At 41.2% G+C, this 19,747-nt stretch carries 25 protein-coding genes; 9 read left to right on the top strand and 16 right to left on the bottom strand.

Annotated elements, in window-relative coordinates; genetic code table 11:
* The first annotated feature begins 181 nt into the window (after window positions 1–181).
* Window positions 182–1,636, top strand: coding sequence for an MDR family MFS transporter (locus tag M3206_RS18175; RefSeq protein WP_251313933.1), 1,455 nt, complete (start codon window positions 182–184; stop codon window positions 1,634–1,636).
* A gap of 165 nt (window positions 1,637–1,801) precedes the next feature.
* Window positions 1,802–2,593 carry a lipase family protein gene (locus M3206_RS18170; RefSeq protein ID WP_251313932.1) on the top strand — a complete coding sequence of 264 codons (792 nt, stop codon included), beginning with the start codon at window positions 1,802–1,804 and terminating at the stop codon, window positions 2,591–2,593.
* A 54-nt stretch (window positions 2,594–2,647) separates the two neighbouring features.
* Here M3206_RS18170 and M3206_RS18165 read toward each other — a convergent pair whose 3' ends face one another.
* Window positions 2,648–2,776 (bottom strand): DUF4023 family protein, encoded by a 129-nt coding sequence (locus tag M3206_RS18165; protein WP_251313931.1) that lies wholly within the window; start codon window positions 2,774–2,776, stop codon window positions 2,648–2,650.
* A 273-nt stretch (window positions 2,777–3,049) separates the two neighbouring features.
* On the opposite strand from M3206_RS18165, the gene M3206_RS18160 reads away from it, so the two are divergent.
* Window positions 3,050–3,670: a cell wall hydrolase gene (locus tag M3206_RS18160; RefSeq protein ID WP_251313930.1), complete on the top strand. Its 621-nt coding sequence runs from the start codon at window positions 3,050–3,052 to the stop codon at window positions 3,668–3,670.
* A 106-nt stretch (window positions 3,671–3,776) separates the two neighbouring features.
* Here M3206_RS18160 and M3206_RS18155 read toward each other — a convergent pair whose 3' ends face one another.
* The 6 genes from M3206_RS18155 to M3206_RS18130 all read right to left on the bottom strand — a co-directional run bounded on the left by M3206_RS18155 (window position 3,777) and on the right by M3206_RS18130 (window position 7,534).
* Complete coding sequence (locus M3206_RS18155; protein WP_251313929.1) at window positions 3,777–4,280, bottom strand: DinB family protein; 504 nt, start codon at window positions 4,278–4,280, stop codon at window positions 3,777–3,779.
* A 101-nt stretch (window positions 4,281–4,381) separates the two neighbouring features.
* The gene (locus M3206_RS18150; protein ID WP_251313928.1) at window positions 4,382–5,293 is read right to left on the bottom strand and encodes a hypothetical protein; all 912 of its coding nucleotides are present in this window, start codon (window positions 5,291–5,293) and stop codon (window positions 4,382–4,384) included.
* Between the two features lie 234 nt (window positions 5,294–5,527).
* Window positions 5,528–5,809, bottom strand: coding sequence for a hypothetical protein (locus M3206_RS18145; RefSeq protein WP_251313927.1), 282 nt, complete (start codon window positions 5,807–5,809; stop codon window positions 5,528–5,530).
* A 10-nt stretch (window positions 5,810–5,819) separates the two neighbouring features.
* Window positions 5,820–6,224 carry an SHOCT-like domain-containing protein gene (locus tag M3206_RS18140; protein ID WP_251313926.1) on the bottom strand — a complete coding sequence of 135 codons (405 nt, stop codon included), beginning with the start codon at window positions 6,222–6,224 and terminating at the stop codon, window positions 5,820–5,822.
* 12 nt (window positions 6,225–6,236) lie between these two features.
* Entirely contained in the window at window positions 6,237–6,602 is a 366-nt protein-coding gene (locus tag M3206_RS18135; protein WP_251313925.1) for a DUF2089 domain-containing protein, read from the bottom strand.
* 269 nt (window positions 6,603–6,871) lie between these two features.
* Window positions 6,872–7,534 (bottom strand): C40 family peptidase, encoded by a 663-nt coding sequence (locus tag M3206_RS18130; protein WP_251313924.1) that lies wholly within the window; start codon window positions 7,532–7,534, stop codon window positions 6,872–6,874.
* Between the two features lie 269 nt (window positions 7,535–7,803).
* Here M3206_RS18130 and M3206_RS18125 point away from each other — a divergent pair, with 269 nt between their 5' ends.
* Together M3206_RS18125 and M3206_RS18120 are read left to right on the top strand one after the other, a co-directional pair.
* Window positions 7,804–8,097, top strand: coding sequence for a hypothetical protein (locus tag M3206_RS18125; RefSeq protein WP_251313923.1), 294 nt, complete (start codon window positions 7,804–7,806; stop codon window positions 8,095–8,097).
* Between the two features lie 97 nt (window positions 8,098–8,194).
* Window positions 8,195–9,031, top strand: coding sequence for an oxidoreductase (locus M3206_RS18120; protein WP_251313922.1), 837 nt, complete (start codon window positions 8,195–8,197; stop codon window positions 9,029–9,031).
* A gap of 91 nt (window positions 9,032–9,122) precedes the next feature.
* Here M3206_RS18120 and M3206_RS18115 read toward each other — a convergent pair whose 3' ends face one another.
* On the bottom strand, window positions 9,123–9,944 hold the full coding sequence (locus tag M3206_RS18115) for an STAS domain-containing protein (protein ID WP_251313921.1): 822 nt from the start codon (window positions 9,942–9,944) through the stop codon (window positions 9,123–9,125).
* A 190-nt stretch (window positions 9,945–10,134) separates the two neighbouring features.
* On the opposite strand from M3206_RS18115, the gene M3206_RS18110 reads away from it, so the two are divergent.
* Window positions 10,135–10,926, top strand: a complete 792-nt coding sequence (locus M3206_RS18110; protein ID WP_251313920.1) for a TIGR00266 family protein — start codon at window positions 10,135–10,137, stop codon at window positions 10,924–10,926.
* A 62-nt stretch (window positions 10,927–10,988) separates the two neighbouring features.
* Here M3206_RS18110 and M3206_RS18105 read toward each other — a convergent pair whose 3' ends face one another.
* Complete coding sequence (locus tag M3206_RS18105; RefSeq protein WP_251313919.1) at window positions 10,989–12,008, bottom strand: S66 family peptidase; 1,020 nt, start codon at window positions 12,006–12,008, stop codon at window positions 10,989–10,991.
* A gap of 175 nt (window positions 12,009–12,183) precedes the next feature.
* Here M3206_RS18105 and M3206_RS18100 point away from each other — a divergent pair, with 175 nt between their 5' ends.
* A complete protein-coding gene (locus M3206_RS18100; RefSeq protein WP_251313935.1) occupies window positions 12,184–12,507 on the top strand; it encodes a hypothetical protein in 324 nt (107 codons plus the stop codon).
* 385 nt (window positions 12,508–12,892) lie between these two features.
* On the opposite strand, the gene M3206_RS18095 is transcribed toward M3206_RS18100, so the two are convergent.
* Window positions 12,893–14,185 (bottom strand): amino acid permease, encoded by a 1,293-nt coding sequence (locus M3206_RS18095; RefSeq protein ID WP_251313934.1) that lies wholly within the window; start codon window positions 14,183–14,185, stop codon window positions 12,893–12,895.
* Between the two features lie 165 nt (window positions 14,186–14,350).
* Window positions 14,351–14,977 carry a LysE family transporter gene (locus tag M3206_RS18090; protein ID WP_251313918.1) on the bottom strand — a complete coding sequence of 209 codons (627 nt, stop codon included), beginning with the start codon at window positions 14,975–14,977 and terminating at the stop codon, window positions 14,351–14,353.
* Between the two features lie 100 nt (window positions 14,978–15,077).
* On the opposite strand from M3206_RS18090, the gene M3206_RS18085 reads away from it, so the two are divergent.
* Window positions 15,078–15,341 (top strand): hypothetical protein, encoded by a 264-nt coding sequence (locus tag M3206_RS18085; RefSeq protein WP_251313917.1) that lies wholly within the window; start codon window positions 15,078–15,080, stop codon window positions 15,339–15,341.
* A 42-nt stretch (window positions 15,342–15,383) separates the two neighbouring features.
* On the opposite strand, the gene M3206_RS18080 is transcribed toward M3206_RS18085, so the two are convergent.
* Window positions 15,384–16,232: an MBL fold metallo-hydrolase gene (locus tag M3206_RS18080; protein WP_251313916.1), complete on the bottom strand. Its 849-nt coding sequence runs from the start codon at window positions 16,230–16,232 to the stop codon at window positions 15,384–15,386.
* A 114-nt stretch (window positions 16,233–16,346) separates the two neighbouring features.
* Window positions 16,347–16,574, bottom strand: coding sequence for a hypothetical protein (locus M3206_RS18075; RefSeq protein ID WP_251313915.1), 228 nt, complete (start codon window positions 16,572–16,574; stop codon window positions 16,347–16,349).
* A gap of 145 nt (window positions 16,575–16,719) precedes the next feature.
* On the opposite strand from M3206_RS18075, the gene M3206_RS18070 reads away from it, so the two are divergent.
* A complete protein-coding gene (locus M3206_RS18070; RefSeq protein WP_251313914.1) occupies window positions 16,720–17,556 on the top strand; it encodes a deoxyribonuclease IV in 837 nt (278 codons plus the stop codon).
* A 302-nt stretch (window positions 17,557–17,858) separates the two neighbouring features.
* Here M3206_RS18070 and M3206_RS18065 read toward each other — a convergent pair whose 3' ends face one another.
* The 3 genes from M3206_RS18065 to M3206_RS19245 form a co-directional block, all read right to left on the bottom strand.
* Window positions 17,859–18,308 (bottom strand): SRPBCC family protein, encoded by a 450-nt coding sequence (locus tag M3206_RS18065; protein ID WP_251313913.1) that lies wholly within the window; start codon window positions 18,306–18,308, stop codon window positions 17,859–17,861.
* A gap of 200 nt (window positions 18,309–18,508) precedes the next feature.
* On the bottom strand, window positions 18,509–19,525 hold the full coding sequence (locus tag M3206_RS18060) for a Gfo/Idh/MocA family protein (RefSeq protein WP_251313912.1): 1,017 nt from the start codon (window positions 19,523–19,525) through the stop codon (window positions 18,509–18,511).
* Window positions 19,526–19,664: 139 nt separating this feature from the next.
* Window positions 19,665–19,745: an IS3 family transposase gene (locus M3206_RS19245; protein WP_425590749.1), complete on the bottom strand. Its 81-nt coding sequence runs from the start codon at window positions 19,743–19,745 to the stop codon at window positions 19,665–19,667.
* Window positions 19,746–19,747: the final 2 nt, after the last annotated feature.

The raw sequence follows: 19,747 nt of genomic DNA, 5'->3' as shown, positions 1-19,747 counted from the left end.
AGCTTCGCGACATATTCTCGGTACTCTAAAGACTTTCTTTTCATGTGGACACGTCCCCTAAATTAGTTTTGTTTAAGTATAAAGAATTCTCACAAGGATGTCTCCACTTTTAAGACTAATTTAAAAATTGATCATTTTATTCACTTTATAGATGGTTGCCTTTTTGTTGAGGAGGTTTTATATGAAAAAACAAATTATGACCGCGCTTCTGCTCGTAACAGTTCTTGCGGCGATGGAAGGAACGATTGTCAGTACAGCTATACCACGGATCACGAGTGATCTGTCAGGAATTGAGCTCGTAAGCTGGGTGTATGCGGTATACATGCTCGCTACTGCGGTATCAACACCGATCTATGGGAAACTCGCCGATCTTTTCGGCCGAAAAAAAGTTATCTTATCCGGCATCGTGCTTTTTTTAGTCGGATCTGCCCTTTGTGGTATCGCCATGTCGATGGAACAGCTTATTTTCTTTCGTGCGATTCAAGGTTTAGGTGCCGGAGCTGTTATGCCGATTACAATGACAATCATCGGTGATCTTTATTCAGAAGCGAAGGATCGAGCGAAAGCGCAAGGCTGGATCTCTGCCGTATGGGGAGTAGCTGGAGTTCTAGGACCACTGATGGGTGGTCTTTTAGTGGATACTCTTTCGTGGCGCTATATCTTTTTATTAAACATTCCGTTCGGTCTTGTTGCGTTCTTCATGCTTGTTGTGAGCTATAAAGAAGATCTGACAAAAGGAAAACCTTACATTGATTATAAAGGGGCTGTAACATTTTCCCTCGCGACAATCGCTTTCCTGTATGCTCTCTTAACAGGAAGCCAGACACAGGAATGGATGACTCCGACGATTATCGGGCTGTTCATCTTCGCATTCATTACGTTTTTAATTTTTGTAAGGATCGAATTAAAATCGCCGGAACCACTCATTCCGCTTACTTTATTTAAAAATCGAAGTGTCCTTATCGTGAACACGTTAACACTAATCGTTGGTGCGATTATTATCTGTATCACGATTTATCTACCGATCTGGAGTCAGGGAGTTATGGGGAAAACGGCCACACAAGCAGGTTTCATCCTCATGCCTATGCCGGTGTTCTGGACGCTTGGTTCGCTGATCGTCGGAAACCTCGTTGGCAAGATAAAAGAAAACTGGATCATCACACTCGGATTAATCGTAGTGGCGACAGCTTCGGCAATCTTTTTCTCATTAAACGCACATTCACCTGAGTTTTTGATTTATGTCGCATCCGGTGTGCTCGGGCTTGGGATGGGGTTGATGATGCCGGTCTTTATGCTGATCATCCAGTCCTCTGTTTCATCTCGTAAAAGAGGTGTGGCTGTGGCATCCAACTCCTTTACCAACACGTTCAGCCAGACACTGGGTTCAGCCGTATTCGGAACGATCTTCAATATTATTACACTTTCAAAAGCGAAAAAAGCCGGTCAAGGCGACCTGAACTTGAACGCATCCTTTGATCATGGAAACCTTCCGACCGAAAAGCTGGTTCAGCTCCAAGAGATCTTAGCATCAGGGATTCATGTGATCTATGGTGTAATGCTGTTTCTCGTGATCATCGGTGTTGCCATTTCTTTTCTGCTTTTAAAACAACAAGAAGTCGAAGAATCTTCCTTCTAAACATGAAAACACGCTAACGACTATGGTCGGAGGCGTGTTTTTTTTATTACAACCATGTTCAGTTTCATCTTATAAATATATGAATATCTATCATATCCGTCTATACCGTGCCAGATTCTCTCTCATATACTATTACATCTAGTATTCTGAAGGGAGTGGTGGCCTATGGGTAGCGATAAGGAAATATATCCGTATGATGGACATCTAGCTATGTTCTTGGCTGTCATGTGTCATCAGGCTTATCAATTAAGTGCTGGAAAATCATTCATCCTTCCAAAAGGATACTCCCTAAAGTGCCCCATCCCTTCTTCTTCTGGTGAGATCTTCGGCTTTATCGCAGAATCTGAGGATCACGTTGTTATCGTCTTTCGCGGCACTTCAACTGTAAAAAACGTAACCTCCTACTTAAATATCTCTCAAGTTACGTTTCCTTTTGTGAAAGACTGCGGTAAAACCCATCGAGGAATCACACGCCTCTACTCAGCATCCCGAAGTATTATTCTGACCGTCCTGATGAGAACCTCTCCTAGGAAAAAGCTTCTGGTCACGGGTCATAGTCTTGGTGCTTGTCTAGCTACACTTTTCACATTAGACGCCGCTGTAAATACACCATTTAATAATCCGATCCTTTACACCTTTGCTAGTTTACCGATCGGCAACACAGCGTTTGTTAAAAGTTTTTATAAGGAAGTCAAGAATAGCAACCGAATCATAAATGTAAACGACACAGTAACGAATCATATAACGCCCATGTTATTTCGAAAAGAACCTCTTATGAACCTGCCTCACGGAGAGGAGTTCCGTTTGAAATTTGAGAACCGCAGCGTAAGACTAAACCATAAGATTGTTTGTTATTTCAATCAACTTCGGCAGATGCATCCGGGGTTTGCGAAACAAATGTGCAGAGAGAATCCAGGTTTCTGCCCGAATATCTCTAAATGCTGCGGGGAATGCTGAACGACTAAAAAACCACAGTGCACGTTATGTCACACTGTGGATCATACTTAAAAATTACTTATTTGTGCTATGTTGCTTGTTCGGCAATTTATGTCCAGGATTACCTTTACCCTTTTGTTTGTTTTTCTCTTGCTTCTGTTGATCATCATGCAATTTTTCTACAAAATCATTAGTGTTTTCCAACGTCATTGCCTCCTAAGGTTTGATTCATTGTTACTATTTCCCTTTGAAAGCAATTTACTCATGTTTATTTTCTATCGATCAATCATCTTGTTTACCCTCTTTATTCCAATTAAAAACCTTTATTTAGCAAATATAGTAGAATAGTACAATAATTTGTCATAACTTCATACTTTGTATGTAGAAATAAAATCATACAAAAATAGAACAAGTGCTTCATGCCCTTCCTTTTCCAAACTGATAATATATAGAAAAAAGTGGAGAAAGGAGCCAATTATGAAAAAATTTATAAGAAAAGTAATGCTTGTTTTTGTTTTAACTGCAGCACTCTTCGTACCATCGAATGTACAAGCTCATGGGCTGTTACAGTCAGGCAGTCAAGGATATGAGGTTTCAGAACTCCAGCAACGTTTAAAAAACATGGGATTCTTTTATGGACCCGTGACCGGTTATTATGGTCCGATCACCGAGAGGGCTGTTATGGATTTTCAGTATAAGTCTAATCTTTCTTCAGATGGTGTCGCTGGGCCAGCAACCTTTTTAATGATGAATGAAGTCGAAAAAATGGCAAGAGTGGTTCACGGCGAAGCGAGAGGCGAGTCCTACATAGGAAAAGTGGCAGTGGCGGCCGTTATTTTGAACCGTTTGGATGATACAGACTTTCCAAACAATGTGGGGGATGTGATTCACCAAACCAATGCATTTACCGCTGTTCATGATGGACAATATCATCTAAGCCCAAATCGATATGCGTACCGTGCTGTAATTGATGCGTTACAAGGTTGGGATCCTACATACGGTTCCGTGTATTATTACAACCCAGAACTTGCGACGAACTCGTGGATCTTCACTAGACAATCTGTTACGACGATCGGCAATCATCTTTTCGCTCGATAATAAATAAGAGGATGACTCCAAACTATAGAAACTTGGGGTCATACCTCTTTTTTTATTCGGTGTTAAGAAGCTCACCTTACGCCTCTAGGAATTTCAGTCACATCCTTCATTTAACTAAAACTCTTCGCTCGAGCTCACTTTTCTGTCTCAGGTGATGACGAAAGTGCATCCCGATTAAGTCGTACCATTCACGTGCGTTAAGCCATCCAAAGCCACCATGTTTTATTTTGTAGTATGGGTTTATAGCATCTACTTTTCTTTCCCAATCTTGCATTCTTTCCATGACTTGCTCGAGTCTCCGCATGAGTTCTTCACCAGTTTCTTTATTACTAGGTGGAGCGTTCATCTCACCAGGTAAACGTATTTTAATAGGCGGGAATCCACCATTTTGAAATAACCTCTCACCAAATTCCGTTTTTCCGAGATTTTGCTCTTCGGTTACCGAAGCACAAGAATCGACCTGATCTAGGTATTCATTAGCTACAACTATTACATGGTTGTACATTTGACATAGCGACCAAACTCCAGTTTCAGGTATATGTCTGAGCTGCTCAACAGAATAATTGGGAAGGTCATTCTTGTATGTTTCAATTAATTGAAGATCATTCATATAGGCACCGCCTTAAGCGTATTTTTCTTTGTTCTGTTACTTCAATCTTCGCCCCCAAAACAAAACCTCCTTCTTTTATTAAGAAGGAGGTTTAAGGTTATTTATTGAAATGTTTTGCTGACCGTTACGAATTCACGATAACCTGAACGTGTTAAGTGATAATGAGAATCCAGGAAACCGTCTCTCACTAATGATTCGAGTGTCTCAGTCGGAATGACATCAATGACGCCATCTAATCGCTGATTGAGATCTTCTAAAGAGGCATTTCTCAATGTAACAGGGTTCAGCAAACGAACGATTCCCTCAATTCTTGAATCTCTTTTTTGGAAAAACTGAGGTGTTTTCTTGAAGACATTTTGAATGCGTTCTTTAAACTGATTGAGTTCTTGCTTTGTGTTAAATGATTCAGTTTCTTTCTCTCTGATCTTTTCATTAAAATATTTCATCTCTTCTTCATTTAATTGAGCGCGGGTAAACAATTCGTTATAAATCTGTGTTTTATCCATCTCAATTTTTGCAAGCTCTTCTTCTTTGATGCGTTTCGTTTCAAAGATTTCTTCAGAGATTTCTTCTTTCTCGCTTTCTTCCAACTCTTCTTCTTCGATTTCTTCCTCTTCTTTTGTTTCATCTAACGCTTCAACGACTTCAGCTTCTTCTTCTTTTACATCAAAAAGTTCCAGTTGCTTTTGGTCGGGTTCAACCACTGTTTCTTCTGTTAGCTGAATTTCTGCCTGCTGGACGGGTCTGCCTTTTGTATAGGATTCAAGCATCTTTTCCAGCTTATTGATCTTGTTAAAATAAATCAGTGTAACAGCGACTGCGAATAACGAGCTGAACAATGAGATGAAATCTGAAAAACGGAAAACAAATGGTGCTGTTGCGATTTTGTAAAATAATAAAAGTGCGAATGCTCCAATGATTATGATCTTCAGCCAATTTTCACGGTTCTTGATCTCATCAGATTTCGGTTCTTGATTGTTATTTTTGTTTGATAGCATTGAAATACGTTTCATAACCTTACCTCTTTCGTAGAGATTATCATGCAGCTTTTAATTTTAAACGATAATTGAGGAAGTGGAAAGTGAAAACACTAAATCATCATATCGGTATCATTTCTTTCTCAGAATAAAAATCATGATCCTGTTAGACTATCTTCTCCTATTTTCTATAACAACATCTAAAAAGACCAGATATTATTGTCTGGCCGCTTCATTTTACGTATTTATTTTCATTCATGGAACGTTATGTTAAAGCTTAATAATTACTTCGGTACCGTCTTCTGCTTTCACATTAACCAGCTCTAGACCTTTATGGTTTTTTAGTTCTTTAATAATTGTTTTGAGTTCTCTTTTATCTATGGAAGGAATCGTAAAAGGTATCTTTTTCTTTTCTAGATGAGGTTTCGACCATTTATTAGCATGGCGAATTAATACTTTTGAGGTTAAGATCGAAATTCCTATGTTTAAAAGAATATAAGGGACAGGTATGGAAAACTTAATATCTTTTGTTTTTACATTTACATGTAGCATATGAGTATCCCTACTCGATTACGATTGAAACGGTATCACCGTTTGCTGATTTCACATCAACGATCTGACCATCCAGTTCATTTTCAATCGCTTCTAAAATAAGATCAATATTAATATCTTGCACATATTGTGCGGATTGAGGAATCTTGGATGCGATATTGTGACCTGCAGCTAACACAACTTTTACTAGTTTAATGGGAAGGTTCACATTCACATTGTCACTTTCAGCTGATTTAACACGAATCTTTAACGTTTTATCGATGTAACTCGAAGGTCTTTGAGGGGCATAGTTTAATGGTCTCAAGGCTGTACTATGTTCCTTTTCGTTTAAAACCTGAATTAATTCGGAACCCTTTTCAGTATCAATCTTACCTTCTTGAACCATTGTTAAGACTTTTTGGATTTCGCTTTTCATTTCACATTCCTCCTATTCGTCTTTTAACATTTTAAGTGCTTCGTCAGCGGTTATCTCACCCTGTTCAAGCATTAAAACAATCTTCTTCTCGTCTGTTTCATTCTTCTTTTTTGGTTCAAAGCCTAATGCCGATGCAATATCGTTCAGCTTGCCTCGAACAGTTGGATAAGAGATTCCAAGTTCTTTTTCAACTTCTTTAATATTGCCTCGGCATACAAGAAAGACTTCAACGAAATGAAGCTGTTCTTTCGTAAGTGAAGCAAACTGGGATAATTCGAATTCGTTCTCGATGGTAGTCTGGCAATGTGAGCAGTGAAGCTTGGTAATCTTAAGTGTTTCTGTACAAACAGGGCAACTCGTAAGTAATGGATGGGCCATATCAAATTCCTTTCTTTTTATTTAATTTGATTATATACAATAAAATCCAAAAAGTGAATCAGGAAAATTAAAATATTTAATTTTTATATTAATAATCTTAATTTATTGATTTATATATTTTACTTTCTTCTTCTTTTTATTAAAAAATAATAATAAGTTAGAAGGACTTTATATTTTGTGTTTACGGGTTGATGTGTGAGATCTCATTCTTTCGTATACAAAAAAACAAGGCCGCATTGAGCAGCCTTGTTTCTTATTTGTCTATTATTTTATTCGTAGCTTTTAGCACCGATATATTTGTCGCTCCAGTAAGAGCTGTTTATGTCATCGGATGTTACGCCGTTTGAGGATGACGCATGCCAGAATTCACCGTTTCCAACATAAACACCTGCGTGACTTGGTCCGTCGCCTTCTAGGTTAAAGAACACGATGTCACCAACAGATGGCTGGTCTACACTCGTTCCTTCTGCATAGATGTCATCCACGGTACGCGGCAGGTCGATGTTTACTGCTTCATCAAACACTTGATTTAAGTATCCACTGCAGTCAAATCCTTCTTCAGCAGTTTCTCCTCCCCACGTATATTTAGTGCCTTCATATTTTTTCGCTACTTCCACGATATCGGAATCGTTACTTTCACTTTTTTTATCGACTCCTAATGCTTTAAACGTCTCGTCACCAGCGATTCCGTCTACCGTAATCCCTTTCGCTTTTTGGAATTTTTTCACGGCATCCGTTGTATAGTCGCCATAGTAAGTAGTTGTTTTGCTATATGAAAAGTACCCTTTTTTATCTAAAATCTCTTGAAGTTCTTGTACATCTTGATGAGTGGTTCCAGGTTCCAGAGTCTGATCCCCTACTGCAGCATGCCCTGTCACTGGATTAAATGCCATAACACCTGCTAACGCTAAACCTGCTATTAGTTTTTTCAAACTACCATCCCCTTTTTCTTTAATACGCCGACCTTTTTTGATCTGACCTGTCCTATACTAACAGGTGGAGATGACAGCGAGATTGTAGAGCAGTTACAGGGGAATAACAATTTTTGGCGAAATGTATGATAAATCACATATTGTAATATTGGAAGAAACTAGGGACTGGTGACTCATTTAAAGATGGTGAGTGTAAAAGTGAATAACAGGAAAGATTAGCTCCAAATTGTATAGAGTATCGTATGAGGTAAAATGAAGGAGGCATTTATTTGGAGTTCCCATTCATCCATACTAACTTTTGGGATGCATTGATCGCAGTACCTGCTATCATTGTGCTTATTGAAATCCTTAAAATCTTACTTCCTCTGAACTCTTCTTTAATTCCTATGATCGCTAGTGCCATAGGTCTAGTTATCTCCATTTTTATTACCCACCCACACAGTCTATGGACGGGCATCGTGATGGGAATCGTCTATGGGATAACCGCGGTCGGTGCTTATGCTTCATTTGTGAAGTTCGTAAGTAGCTATCGAAACAAAAGACCTTCTGATTTCTATAGATAAATGATTTCTTTTTGCGAACAATCGACGTTTAAGGGTAATATAGTGACACCATTATGAAAAAAACGATTCCTAAAGTAGAAGAAGAATAGGAGATTCAATGAGAAAAATAGCCATAGTGACCGGTACTTCCAGCGGGTTTGGTATGCTCTGTGCGGTTGAACTTGCGAAAGCCGGTTTTAAAGTCATAAGTACGGTAAGAAGTTTGGATAAAGCGGAGAATCTTTTACGCTTGTCTGAAGAACAAGGGGTATCGGACTTCATCCAGCTGCAGACACTAGATGTAACATCCCAAGAATCGGTTCGTTCTTTTGCCGACTCTCTTTCAGCGTTTCCTCGTGTGGATGTACTCGTGAACAATGCTGGTTTTGCACTGGGCGGTTTTTGTGAGGAACGATCCGTAGAGGAATACCGTCTGCAGTTTGAGACGAACGTGTTTGGTGTGATCGCCGTCACTCAAGCCGTCCTACCGTTTATGAGAAAAAATCAGACAGGAAGAATCATCAACATGAGCAGCATCTCCGGAAAATTTGGTTTTCCAGGATTATCTCCTTATACGGTATCTAAGCACGCCCTTGAAGGATGGAGTGAGAGTCTTCGCTTAGAATTGAAGCCGTTCGGGATTGATGTGGTGCTGGTTGAACCTGGCTCTTATCAAACAAACATTTGGTCATCAATCGATAACACTGCGGTTAACAGTGACTCGCCTTATTACTTTTTCATGGAAAGGCTGCTGGATGAGATCGAATCGGGAAAGACCGGGCACGGCAATCCGCTTGATGTCGCGAAGCTTGTTGCGAGAATTGCAGCACAACCGAAAACCCCGAAACTGCGCTATCCGATTGGAAAAGGCGTCAAGATGAGTCTTTTCATGAAATCGATTTTGCCATGGGGCTTATTGGAGAAAGTGGTATTAAGAAAACTGCTTCGCAAATAACCAAGGTTCCTTTTCCCCTAGATCGCATGAAAAAAAACGCAACAAATGCTGTTGCGTTTTTTTTGTGTTCCTTTTATGAAATGATTGCGTTTTATTTACCTATATAATCCTCTAATGCTTGCTGAAGATTTGCTTTTGTCGTCGCTCTACTCTCAAATGAAAGTCCGATGCTCGCCACTTTTAGTACGATGTCAGGTCTCATTCCTGTGATGACACATTCACAGCCCATCAAGTCTGCTCCTTTGATGACTTTGATCATGTGTTCGATCACTTCTGACTCCATTTCAGCAATACCTGAAAAATCGATGATGAGTGTGTCGATGCGAAGTCTGCTGATTTCCGTGAAGACTTTTTCTTCAATAATGTCCGTTCTATATGAATCGACCGTGCCGATCAGAGGAAGGACACAGACGGAAGTGGTAATCGGAATGATTGGAACAGATAGATGTTCAACAAGCGCTTTTTGTGATTCGATCAATTTATCTTTGTACTCTGAATAACTTAAGAATAATTCATTTAAAAACTTATCAATGCGGTCATTGATCTGTCTTTCCATATTAAAAAATCTCTCAGCATCTACATCAAATTCATTGGTTTGATCAAATTCCTGCAGATATTTCCAGATGGTTCTGCGGATAGCTTGTACCCACTCCAGTTTAAATGCGATTGTCAGGCTATATGATGCCCACGAAACACCTTCTATTTTTGCAAATTTCTCTAGTTCCTCGTCTTTTCCTTGAATCGTGTACATCACAAGTTTATGAGCATTGGATAATAGATCAATATTACCGATCAATAAAATTTCTTCAATTTTTCCACGAACATTTCGGGCTTCATTTAATAACGACTCTTGGAACTCTTCTCTGTTATTTGTAAAATAATCGATATATTCCTTTTCCAAGGTTAAAGCCATAGTGTTCAACTCCTAGTATCATTGTATTAAAATTACTACATACCATTGTACCATTCCTCAAAATAAACACAAAGAATTTGGAAACTAAAAATAATTCAGGAGTAAGTAAATAATTTGAAACCATTTCACTTACTTCAACGTATTTTAATTAGATTTCCTGAAAAAATGCACGTTAATGGAGGGTATGAATATGAACAACCATGAAATCGATTATAAAATTTACGGTGATGACATGCAGTTTGTTGAGGTCGAACTCGATCCTAAAGAAACCGTGATCGCAGAAGCCGGCGCACTGATGATGATGGAAGACGGCATCGAGATGGAGACGATCTTTGGTGATGGATCTTCAGGCGGCGGAAGCGGTCTGATGGGCAAGCTGTTCAGTGCAGGAAAACGTGTACTTACGGGTGAGAGCCTCTTCATGACGACGTTCACGAACGATGCTCATGGGAAGAAACACGTCTCTTTCGCTTCACCTTATCCAGGTAAAATCATTCCGATGGACCTGAGTGAGCTCGACGGAAAAGTAATCTGTCAAAAAGATGCATTTTTAGCTGCGGCTAAGGGCGTTTCTGTTGGAATTGAGTTTCAGCGCAAGATCGGCACTGGGTTCTTTGGTGGAGAAGGCTTCATCATGCAGAAACTAGAAGGTGACGGAATGGCTTTCGTTCATGCCGGCGGAACGATTCATAAGAAAGAACTGGCTCCTGGCGAAGTTCTCCGCGTTGATACGGGTTGCTTAGTGGCGATGACAAAGGATGTTGATTACAGCATCGAGATGGTTAAAGGCGTGAAAACAGCCTTATTTGGCGGAGAAGGATTATTCTTCGCAACCTTACGAGGACCTGGTACGGTCTGGATCCAGTCTCTTCCGTTCAGCCGATTGGCGAGCCGCGTATTCGCTGCTGCTCCACACCGAGGCGGCTCCAGTGACGAAGGAAGTCTGGCTAAAGGCGTATTCGGTATGTTGAATGGTGATTGATCATGGATTGGAAAAAGAGTCAAACTCTCCTTGAGTTTTGACTCTTTTTTATTTGATTCCATTTACGGTCTGAAATATTGCAAAACCGTCCCTTTTCCAGTTTCATCCGCTTCGACTTCTGCATAAGCACCATTAATGTACGTATTTTGCGGCGGCTGATGACCATAGTCTATATCATAAATGATAGGAACTTCAAGCTCATCCGCTAGGTCATGGTACACATCTTCTACCGTATAATCCCCTACAGGATCATTAGCCTCACTTCTGCCGAACAGGATTCCTGAGCATCCCTCAAACCAGCCTGCCAGTTTCATTTGAACCAATGATCTTCTTAAATCGGCTGTATTCAACTCACAGTTTTCAAGGTTCCACAAGATGGAGTCGTTCATAATAAATTGTTCGCGGAACGTTTTTACATCTCCATAAGGTGTTCCTGCCAAATGCCGGATTACATCGATACATCCCGAGAGCAAGCGCCCTTCCACTTTTTCTTTATTTCCGGATACCGTTTTCCATCCCGTTTTTTCAGTCAAGTGAAATAATTGAGGTGTCGGGTTTTCGTGTTGCCATTTCTTTTGGTAATGAGATGAGGAATATTGAAGGACAGATTCCCCTTCTTTCGTTGACAGTACGTTCTCCCACATCGCCGTTGTTTCATCCGACTGCTCTGCTCTTAGATCAACGAAGTTCGGTCCGTTCGCTGTTGCGATGCCTGTATTTAGTGTAATCGCTAAAAGCAATGCGCTGGTATCGGAATACCCAAGAATCCACTTCTTTTTTATCGCGGAAAATTCAACATGCTCTAGGATCTCAATCAGCAGTTCTCCGCCCCATGGAGGAATGATGATGCCTACTGAATCTTCAGCCATCAGCTGATTAAATTCTTCTGCTCTTACTTTTGCCGGCGCGGACTTCGCTTTTTGCTGTGTCCAGACCGTATCTCCCACTTTTACTTGATAGCCCCTTTTTACCATTCGATGACACGCCTGTTTGAACATGTCATGTAAAAGCGGAGGAACACCAGAGGACGGTGCGGTTACACCGATCATTGCGTTGTTTTTTAAAATGGGGTATTTAATCATTTTTGTTCATCTCTCTCTCTTGATTTCATAGTACCGATTAAATTAGGCATGCGTACAAGCTACTCATTCCATGTATACAACATATCCATATCATAAAGTCATAAGACAAGGAGGTGTGTAGTTCGTGTATAACCAACCTTATTACCATCAACACCATGATTCCTATCAGCAGCCTATGTATGTAGATCGTCCAAACGGGGACGATGACGATGATGGACCTTTTGGACCGCCGCCACAACAATTCCAGCAGTCCCAAATTCCACAGCCGTTTTTCACATCCAGTTTCCAGCCGCCTCAACTTCGAGCTAGAATCTGCGCCTGTCTTGGAAATTGGGGCTTGTTAGGGTTACGTCGTCAGGAACAATTCGGCAGAGATTTTTGGTTCTTCCCAACCGAGATCCGCAGAAACAGCGTGACCGGATATATCTGGGTAGGCGGACGCCGTCAGCGAGTGCGGTATCGCTATTCCCAAATTAGAAACTTTGTTTGTTTTGGTTAAAAGCAGGCGCAATTCTACCTGCTTTTTTATTTTGGAAGGTTGTTATAATCGGCTTAAAGACATACATAGAAGATCTACCTTTGAACGTGCCGTGTGAGTTAGATTCGATTTTCAAGGCAGGAAGTCCTCCCATAAAATGTAGAGATTACGGTTTTATTTTTACGGTACGTGTTTTTATATTTATTACACGTTCGCTCAAGATTTTTGAGTTACGCTCAAAAATGTCGATCTTCGCTCAAAATGCTCTCGTACCGCTCAAACTGACCCTCGTTTCGCTCAGTATCTTCATTTTTCGCTCAAACCGATCTTGAGCTCCATTTTTAAACCAGCAAAAATGAAAAAAACCGCCATCTAAAGCACACCTTGTGTACAGAAGTGACAGTTTTCACTGTGATTTTACATGTTTTCTCTGAATGATGATGGCGACTGCGCCAATTATGGCTGCAATTACTAAACTTACATAAAGTCCCGGTCGAATCGTATGCTCGAACCATGTTCCAGTTACGGCGGCAAAGATTAATAGCATCGCGATTCCGGCAATCACCTTAGCCATCGCTTTTTGCTGTAGAATTTTTATCGCTGAAAAGATAATAAAAAGCCAATTAAATAGTAGAAGAATTCCAGCGGCTGTCGTGATATATTCGTAAATCCTTCCAGGCAAGAGCAGCGCGGTTATGATACTTGCCAGTAACCCGGCAGCTCCTAGTCCCATTGCAGGAAGAGGCAGTTCCTTGAATTTTATTTTTTTCGCAAAAAGCTTAGGAGCATCTCCATCTTCTGCTAACGATTGCAACAGGTTCGTGACTCCGAACAACGCGGCAGCCATGGCAGAGAATCCAGCTACGATAATCGCTCCATTAAAGACATGTGGAAAAAAAGATAGATGATAACGTTCCATTGCCGTTACGAAGGGACTTTCTTTATGATTGAAAACTTCTAACTCTACCGTCGTTACGGCTAATCCGATAGAGAGCACATAGATGATCGTTAGGATTAACAGCATAATCGTGCCTGCTTTCGCCGCATCTTCTGTCTTTCTTAATTGCATGGCCATCATGCCGATTACTTCAATCCCGCCAAACGCATAAAACGCATAAATTAAGGAAGACCAGAATCCTTTAAGTCCTCCCGAAAAGTAACCATCATTGGTTTGTGGAATGGATAGATTATAAGACCGTCCATCAACCAGTCCAACAAGCCCTGCGATCGCCAAAATAATGAACATTACAATCGCAGCAACCTTAATCACAGCGAGAAAATTCTCGATCTGGTCAAACTTCTCTGTTCCTGCCAATACGACGATGATGGCTAAAATGGCGTAACCTGCAGCAAAGACCCATAACGGGATATCCGGGAACCAGAACTGCGAAAGAATTGAAAGTGCGGTGAGCTGACTGCCCATGATCAAGATACTCGACACCCAATAATTCCATCCACAGCTAAACCCCGCCCATCTTCCAAAGGCTTGCGAAGCATAATAACAGAAGGACCCTTTTTGAGGATCTGCCGCTGTCATCTTAGCGAGAAGTTCGAAAACGATGTATGTCCCGATCGCCGCGAATAAAAAGGAAAAAACGATCGAAGGACCTGTCAGTTGAATTCCGATTGTCGAGCCTAGAAAATAACCGGTTCCGATTGTACATCCGACCCCTATTAAAGAGAGCTGCCACCAGGCCATTTTCTTTACGTCTAATTGACCCACTTTAGGTTGTGCCGGCCCATTACAATTTGAATTCTTCACAATAATACCTCCTGCTGCTCAAGTATTATTGTTTAACGTAACCTCTCTTATATGCATGTTGAAAAAAATAAAAAACAGCCCCAGCATAATCTTGAGCTGTTGTTAAAAGAACAAAAACGTAATGCCTTGATAGCCGAAATAAAAACCAAAGCCGATCAATGATAATCCGGAAAGCTTCGATATGGCATCCAGGATCCGGTCTGCCAAAAGTTTTCGAAAACTGCTCGAGACCAGGGCCATAGTAAAATCCCAGGCTAGTATCCCGGCGAATATCGCTCCGCTGTATAGCATCAAACTTTCAAAACTGTAAGTAGCAGCTGTTTCTGCGAGTATAGAACCATAAATTCCTAACCAGAATAAGATGGTAAGCGGGTTTGTTAACGACATGAGAAATCCAGCAAGAAAACTTCTACCTGCATGGATCGTGTAATTCTTATCACTGCTCGTTTCTTTAGCTGCTTTTTTAAACGTCTCAATGCCGGTATATAATAGAATAAAACAGCCAAAAAGCCAAAGGAACGATTTCATAAACGGTGTATCGATATAACGAACGAGCCCCATATACACCATAAGCATGTATATTCCATCAGCGATCGTTGCTCCCAGTCCGACCATCCATGCCTGCCAGAATCCATATTTGATCCCGCGGTCCATTTGAGCCGCGTTGACTGGACCGATTGGAGCAGCGAGTGATATCCCTAATAAGACGTATTTTATAATAAGCAGCATCAGCAACCTCCAGAATAAGTTGGACAACTCAGCATGTCTTCATTTTATTCATCTGCAGGTTCGATAAGACCATTTTACAAAAAAAGGAGAAGTAAGCCCTATGGAGCAAAACTTGAATCCCAAGATCCAAGAAGTATTAGACCATGTAAAGCGAGCGGATGAAGCGATGATTGAGGCACAGGCGAACTCTACACCGAATTGTTTTCAGACCGCTAAAATCTGGCTTGAAACTGCTCAGCTATCTCTTCATGCTGCTGGTGAAGGAACAACAGATGATGAGAAGAAGCAGCTTCTGCATGCCAAGGAATATTTGCGTCACCTTCATGAGACTCAAGCTGCTCTGCAGGAAACTCGATATGAATGATAAAAAAATCCCTCATGTATAAAACCACGAGGGATTTTCCTTTTATTTGTCTACATACTTACCATGTGACGGTTTTGCCCATTCATCAAAATTTTCAGCGAGCCGATTCAAGTCCTCTCTAAGCTGTGACCCAATCATGGGAACTCCGTGTCCTGTTGCCGCAACGGATGGCTGAAGAGCAGCTAAAGTCTGAACCGATTCCTTCGCCTGTTCCCAATCCGTCGTGAAATATTTAGGCGGACCGTTCAATTCTTGTTTCTGCGTTAACACTTTATACAGCGATTCTTGTTCGACGGTAATAAATGCATCTCCTGCGACTAGCACCTTGTCACTTTTTCTAAAGAATGAAACATGTCCCGGGGTGTGACCTGGTGTATGGATCCACTTCCAGCCAGCAAGTCCCGGAATGGAGGCGTCAACGGGCAGTGGTTGTACCTGGTTACCCAAATCGATTCCGTGGTTCGGGAACATCGGAGACAGCTTCGTGACCAATCCCCCATCTGCAGAAGGGTCTGGTTTTGGATAATCTTGTTCTCCATTTAAAAAGGGGATTTCTTTATGATGGGCATACACCGGTACTCCCCACTTCTCGGCAAGCTCGTTTAATGCTCCAACATGATCGAAGTGCCCGTGGGTTAAAAGAATGGCTTTTGGCGGCCCATCGAACCATTTTTCCGCCCATTCGGTAATCATATCTCCTGTTTTCGGCATTCCGGCATCAACTAAAAAATATGTAGTAGGTTCTTCCGAGCACTGGATGAAATAAACGTTTACAATCTTGGTCGTTAATACATAAACACCTGGTGCAACCTCGTCACCCGTATTATTCGCAACACTTGTCATCGGTAAAAATTCATCATTCATGTCTTTCTGATCTGATTTATGTTCCATTCTGCTCAACCCCTTAAAAACTCTCGTATTTGATTACATTGTTCCACATGCCTATAAAAATATGTGAGCCAGCAAAAACAAGACCACCTGCTGGCAGCCTTGTCCTCCGTTATACTAAGAAAATAAATTTCGGATCGATTGAGATTGGTTGACCGTTTCACTTTTCACATCTACGTTAAGTTTGCGGATATTATCACAATGAATATGAAGTTTATGTGCTTTTTCAGCGCTTAGATAAGAGGCGTATTGATCCAGCTTATCTACTTCACGGAGTACGTCTTCTTTTGTGTCTGCTTTCTCGATCCTGCTGCAGCAAGAGCTGATTTGATCATAAACAGACATGATATCCACCTCCTTTACGTTGGTTTATTTCAATATTCCCTTCTCCTTTTTATTAAAACTTCGACCATCGGAGTGTGAAGAATACCAACTACAGGATTCGGAAACTTTAACGTTAGAGAGTTTATGGACGGAGGAAGGGATCATCATGCGATTCGGTTGTCATGTGAGTATTAGAAACGGATATAATGGAGCGGCAAGGCATGCCTTGTCTTTAGGTGCCCGCGCTTATCAGTACTTTCCTAAGAATCCCCGCAGTTTGTCTGTAAAAGATTTTAATAAAGGAGATGCAGCGAGCTGTCGATCGTTTTGTAAGGAAAACGATCTAGTATCGATCGCACATACTCCCTACCCAACAAGCCTCACTCCCTCTCCCGACAAAAAAGAGATCACGATTCAGTCTTTACAGAATGATTTAGATATTGCGGATGCTTGCGGGTCTCTCGGTGTTGTTGTGCATTTCGGGAGTCCGATTCCTGGTGAAGACGCCCTTGCCAGTTATCAACTGATGATCCATATGTTGAATACCGTCCTTATGGATTGGGACGGGGAATGTAAAATTTTATTAGAGAATAATGCGGGACGACCAGGTTCGATGGGTACGACATTTGAAGAACTCGTCCAAATTCGGAATTTATGTGAGCGTCCTGAAAAAATCGGTTTTTGTTTGGATACATGCCATGCGTTTGCAAGCGGTTTGTGGAATGGAGACAACTGGAATGATTTCGAGGAGAAAGGTACGGAGTTAGGCTACTTTGAACATTTGACGGCTGTCCATCTCAATAACTCAAGGTATGCTTCCGGTGAAGGAAAAGACCGTCATGCGAACATCTTCCATAACGGTCATATTGCAGAGGAACAATTTTCAAAACTCATACTTTCTGAAGTGATGAAAGATGTTCCTTTTGTGCTGGAAACCCCATCCGAATATGGGGTGACCCATGGCGAAGAGATTAAAGAGCTGTATGAGAAATGGGGTTCATGAAGGATTACCCTAAATACGGTTGAGATTTTATAAAAAACGGCCAGAACTCTATGAATCATAGAGATGGCCGTTAACTTTTTATAATGCGTTAATTTGGGATAAACATAGTGGACCATTGGGTGTGGGGGGTGGACAATCTGAAGCCTCAGAAATGAATTCCTTGCTTAAATTTGAAAATACCACGAAAAACACTATTTATCCCACGAAAGTCGTGTGAAATCCCACGTAAAATTTAAAATAACCACGAGTCGACATCAGTCGACAAACAGCTTTCTACAAACACCCTTAACTTTACCTCCACACTAACTCAAAGCCGGCAGTGTCTTCCCTGTTTCAAGATAGGTTTTCATGTTACTCAAGATTGCCGGCCATCCGTTGTTGAAGCCTTCGAATGTTCCTTCTTTTTCAACAATATCTGACTTTACGAGGTTGTCATGGATTAGGGTCAGCTTAACGGTTGAATCCATATGCTGCAGTTTAAAGGTAACTACGGTTGGGCTCTCACGGGGTGTATCATCACTTTTATTTGTCCACGTAAATGAGAGTTCGTGCGAGGGATCATAGTTTAAAACACTGCCCTCATCTGTTACCTCTCCGTTACGTGAATAGGTCACACTTGAACCCTCTTCCCAGTTCGATTCGATTCTAGTGCCAAAGAAGTATTTTTCGGTGATGTCCCCTTCAGTCAACGCCTCCCATACTTGTTCGGGTGATGCGCCAATATATGTGACATATACAAACTTAGATTCCATTTCGATGTTCCTCCTTTTTTCATAAACGCCTGCGAATTTAACAACCTTGTTCAACACATATTCAGTTCGCTATATTCAGACAGACTCCTTCCATTCGACTTTTTCCCCTATCTTGTTCGGTCGAAACCTCTCACCTTCATAAACCTCTATGTTAATTAAGCAAAAGAAAAAAGAGCTTTTCCAAGCCCTTTTTCATAAATTTACACGTTCTGCTCAATTCCTAGCTGAGACAGCAGTATTCGCCGTCCTTCTTTGTTTGATGCCGCTGCAGCTTGGTTGATCGCTGTTAAGTTTAGTACATCTTCTTTTGTGATGGAAGGCTTTTTCCCTTTTTGGATCGCTTCTCTCCATTGTTCCATCGCAGAATGAATGGGTTCTGGCAGTTTTTCTGGCGTTATCCACTCACCGGCGTTTAGGTGCTTGCTTTTAATCCGTACATTCTCGCCTTCAATCATGAGTGTTCCTTCTGTGCCATAGAGCTCCAGCTGCTGCGGGCTTCCGAAAGATAGAAAACCGGTTTCGATCATCCCCATCGCACCTGACTCATACTCGACCATCACAACGGCATTGTCATCTACACCAAGCTGATAGAACTCGTTCAGCTTCCCGGTAACCGCTTTAACTTTTCCGCCTAAACGGTTGGTTAAGTAGATTGGATGAGCACCGAGGTCGATTAGCGCACCGCCTCCGCACTCTTCTTTATGATAAAAATGTTCCGGCAGCCAGCCCTTTGGATGTTCTGCGGATGGAACCGATCCATTATGCGCAACCCGGCATCTGATGTATGTAATGTCTCCAAGCAAGCCTTTATCCAAGGTTTCTTGCGCGTATAAATAAAAACTTTCTGTCAGTCTTGGAAGATTGACCATTAAGTGTACTTGATTCTCTTCGACAGCTCGGTAAATTTCTTCGCATTCTTCTACTGTGAAAGCCAGCACTTTTTCTGTAAAGATATGTTTTCCGTGGTTAGCGGCAGCGATGATGACGTCCTTATGACGGTTGGTGGTCGTTGTAACAATCACTCCGTCGATTTCCGGGTTCGATAAGACCTGTTCAAGATTCGGTTCAAATGGGACCTGTAATTCATGGGCCCATTCTGCTCCCCGTTTTGGATCTTCATCCCAGACCATTTTGATGGAGATGGATTCATTTTCGTTCGCTTCACGTGCATAATCGTTTGCGTGTACATGCCATTTACTGAGTAGAGCTACGTTCATTGATCATCTCTCCCTTATCCGTTAATAGCTTTATTATACATATGTTCAAGGAACCCTCCCATTTTTTTCTCCATAAAAAAAGCTGACACCTAAAGTGAACTGAACCCCGTCAAGTAGACAGCTGAAATAATAAAACACTCTAAGCGGCTTCAACTCTATATTCTATAGGGCTGAGGCCGTTTAGTCGTTTTTGATATCTTTCATAATTATAAAAATGAATAT

The sequence above is a fragment of the Fictibacillus phosphorivorans genome, from assembly GCF_023715845.1.
Lineage (GTDB): Bacteria > Bacillota > Bacilli > Bacillales > Fictibacillaceae > Fictibacillus > Fictibacillus phosphorivorans_D.
Note: the sequence above shows the minus strand (reverse complement) of the source record. Positions and strands in the feature narration are given on the sequence as shown.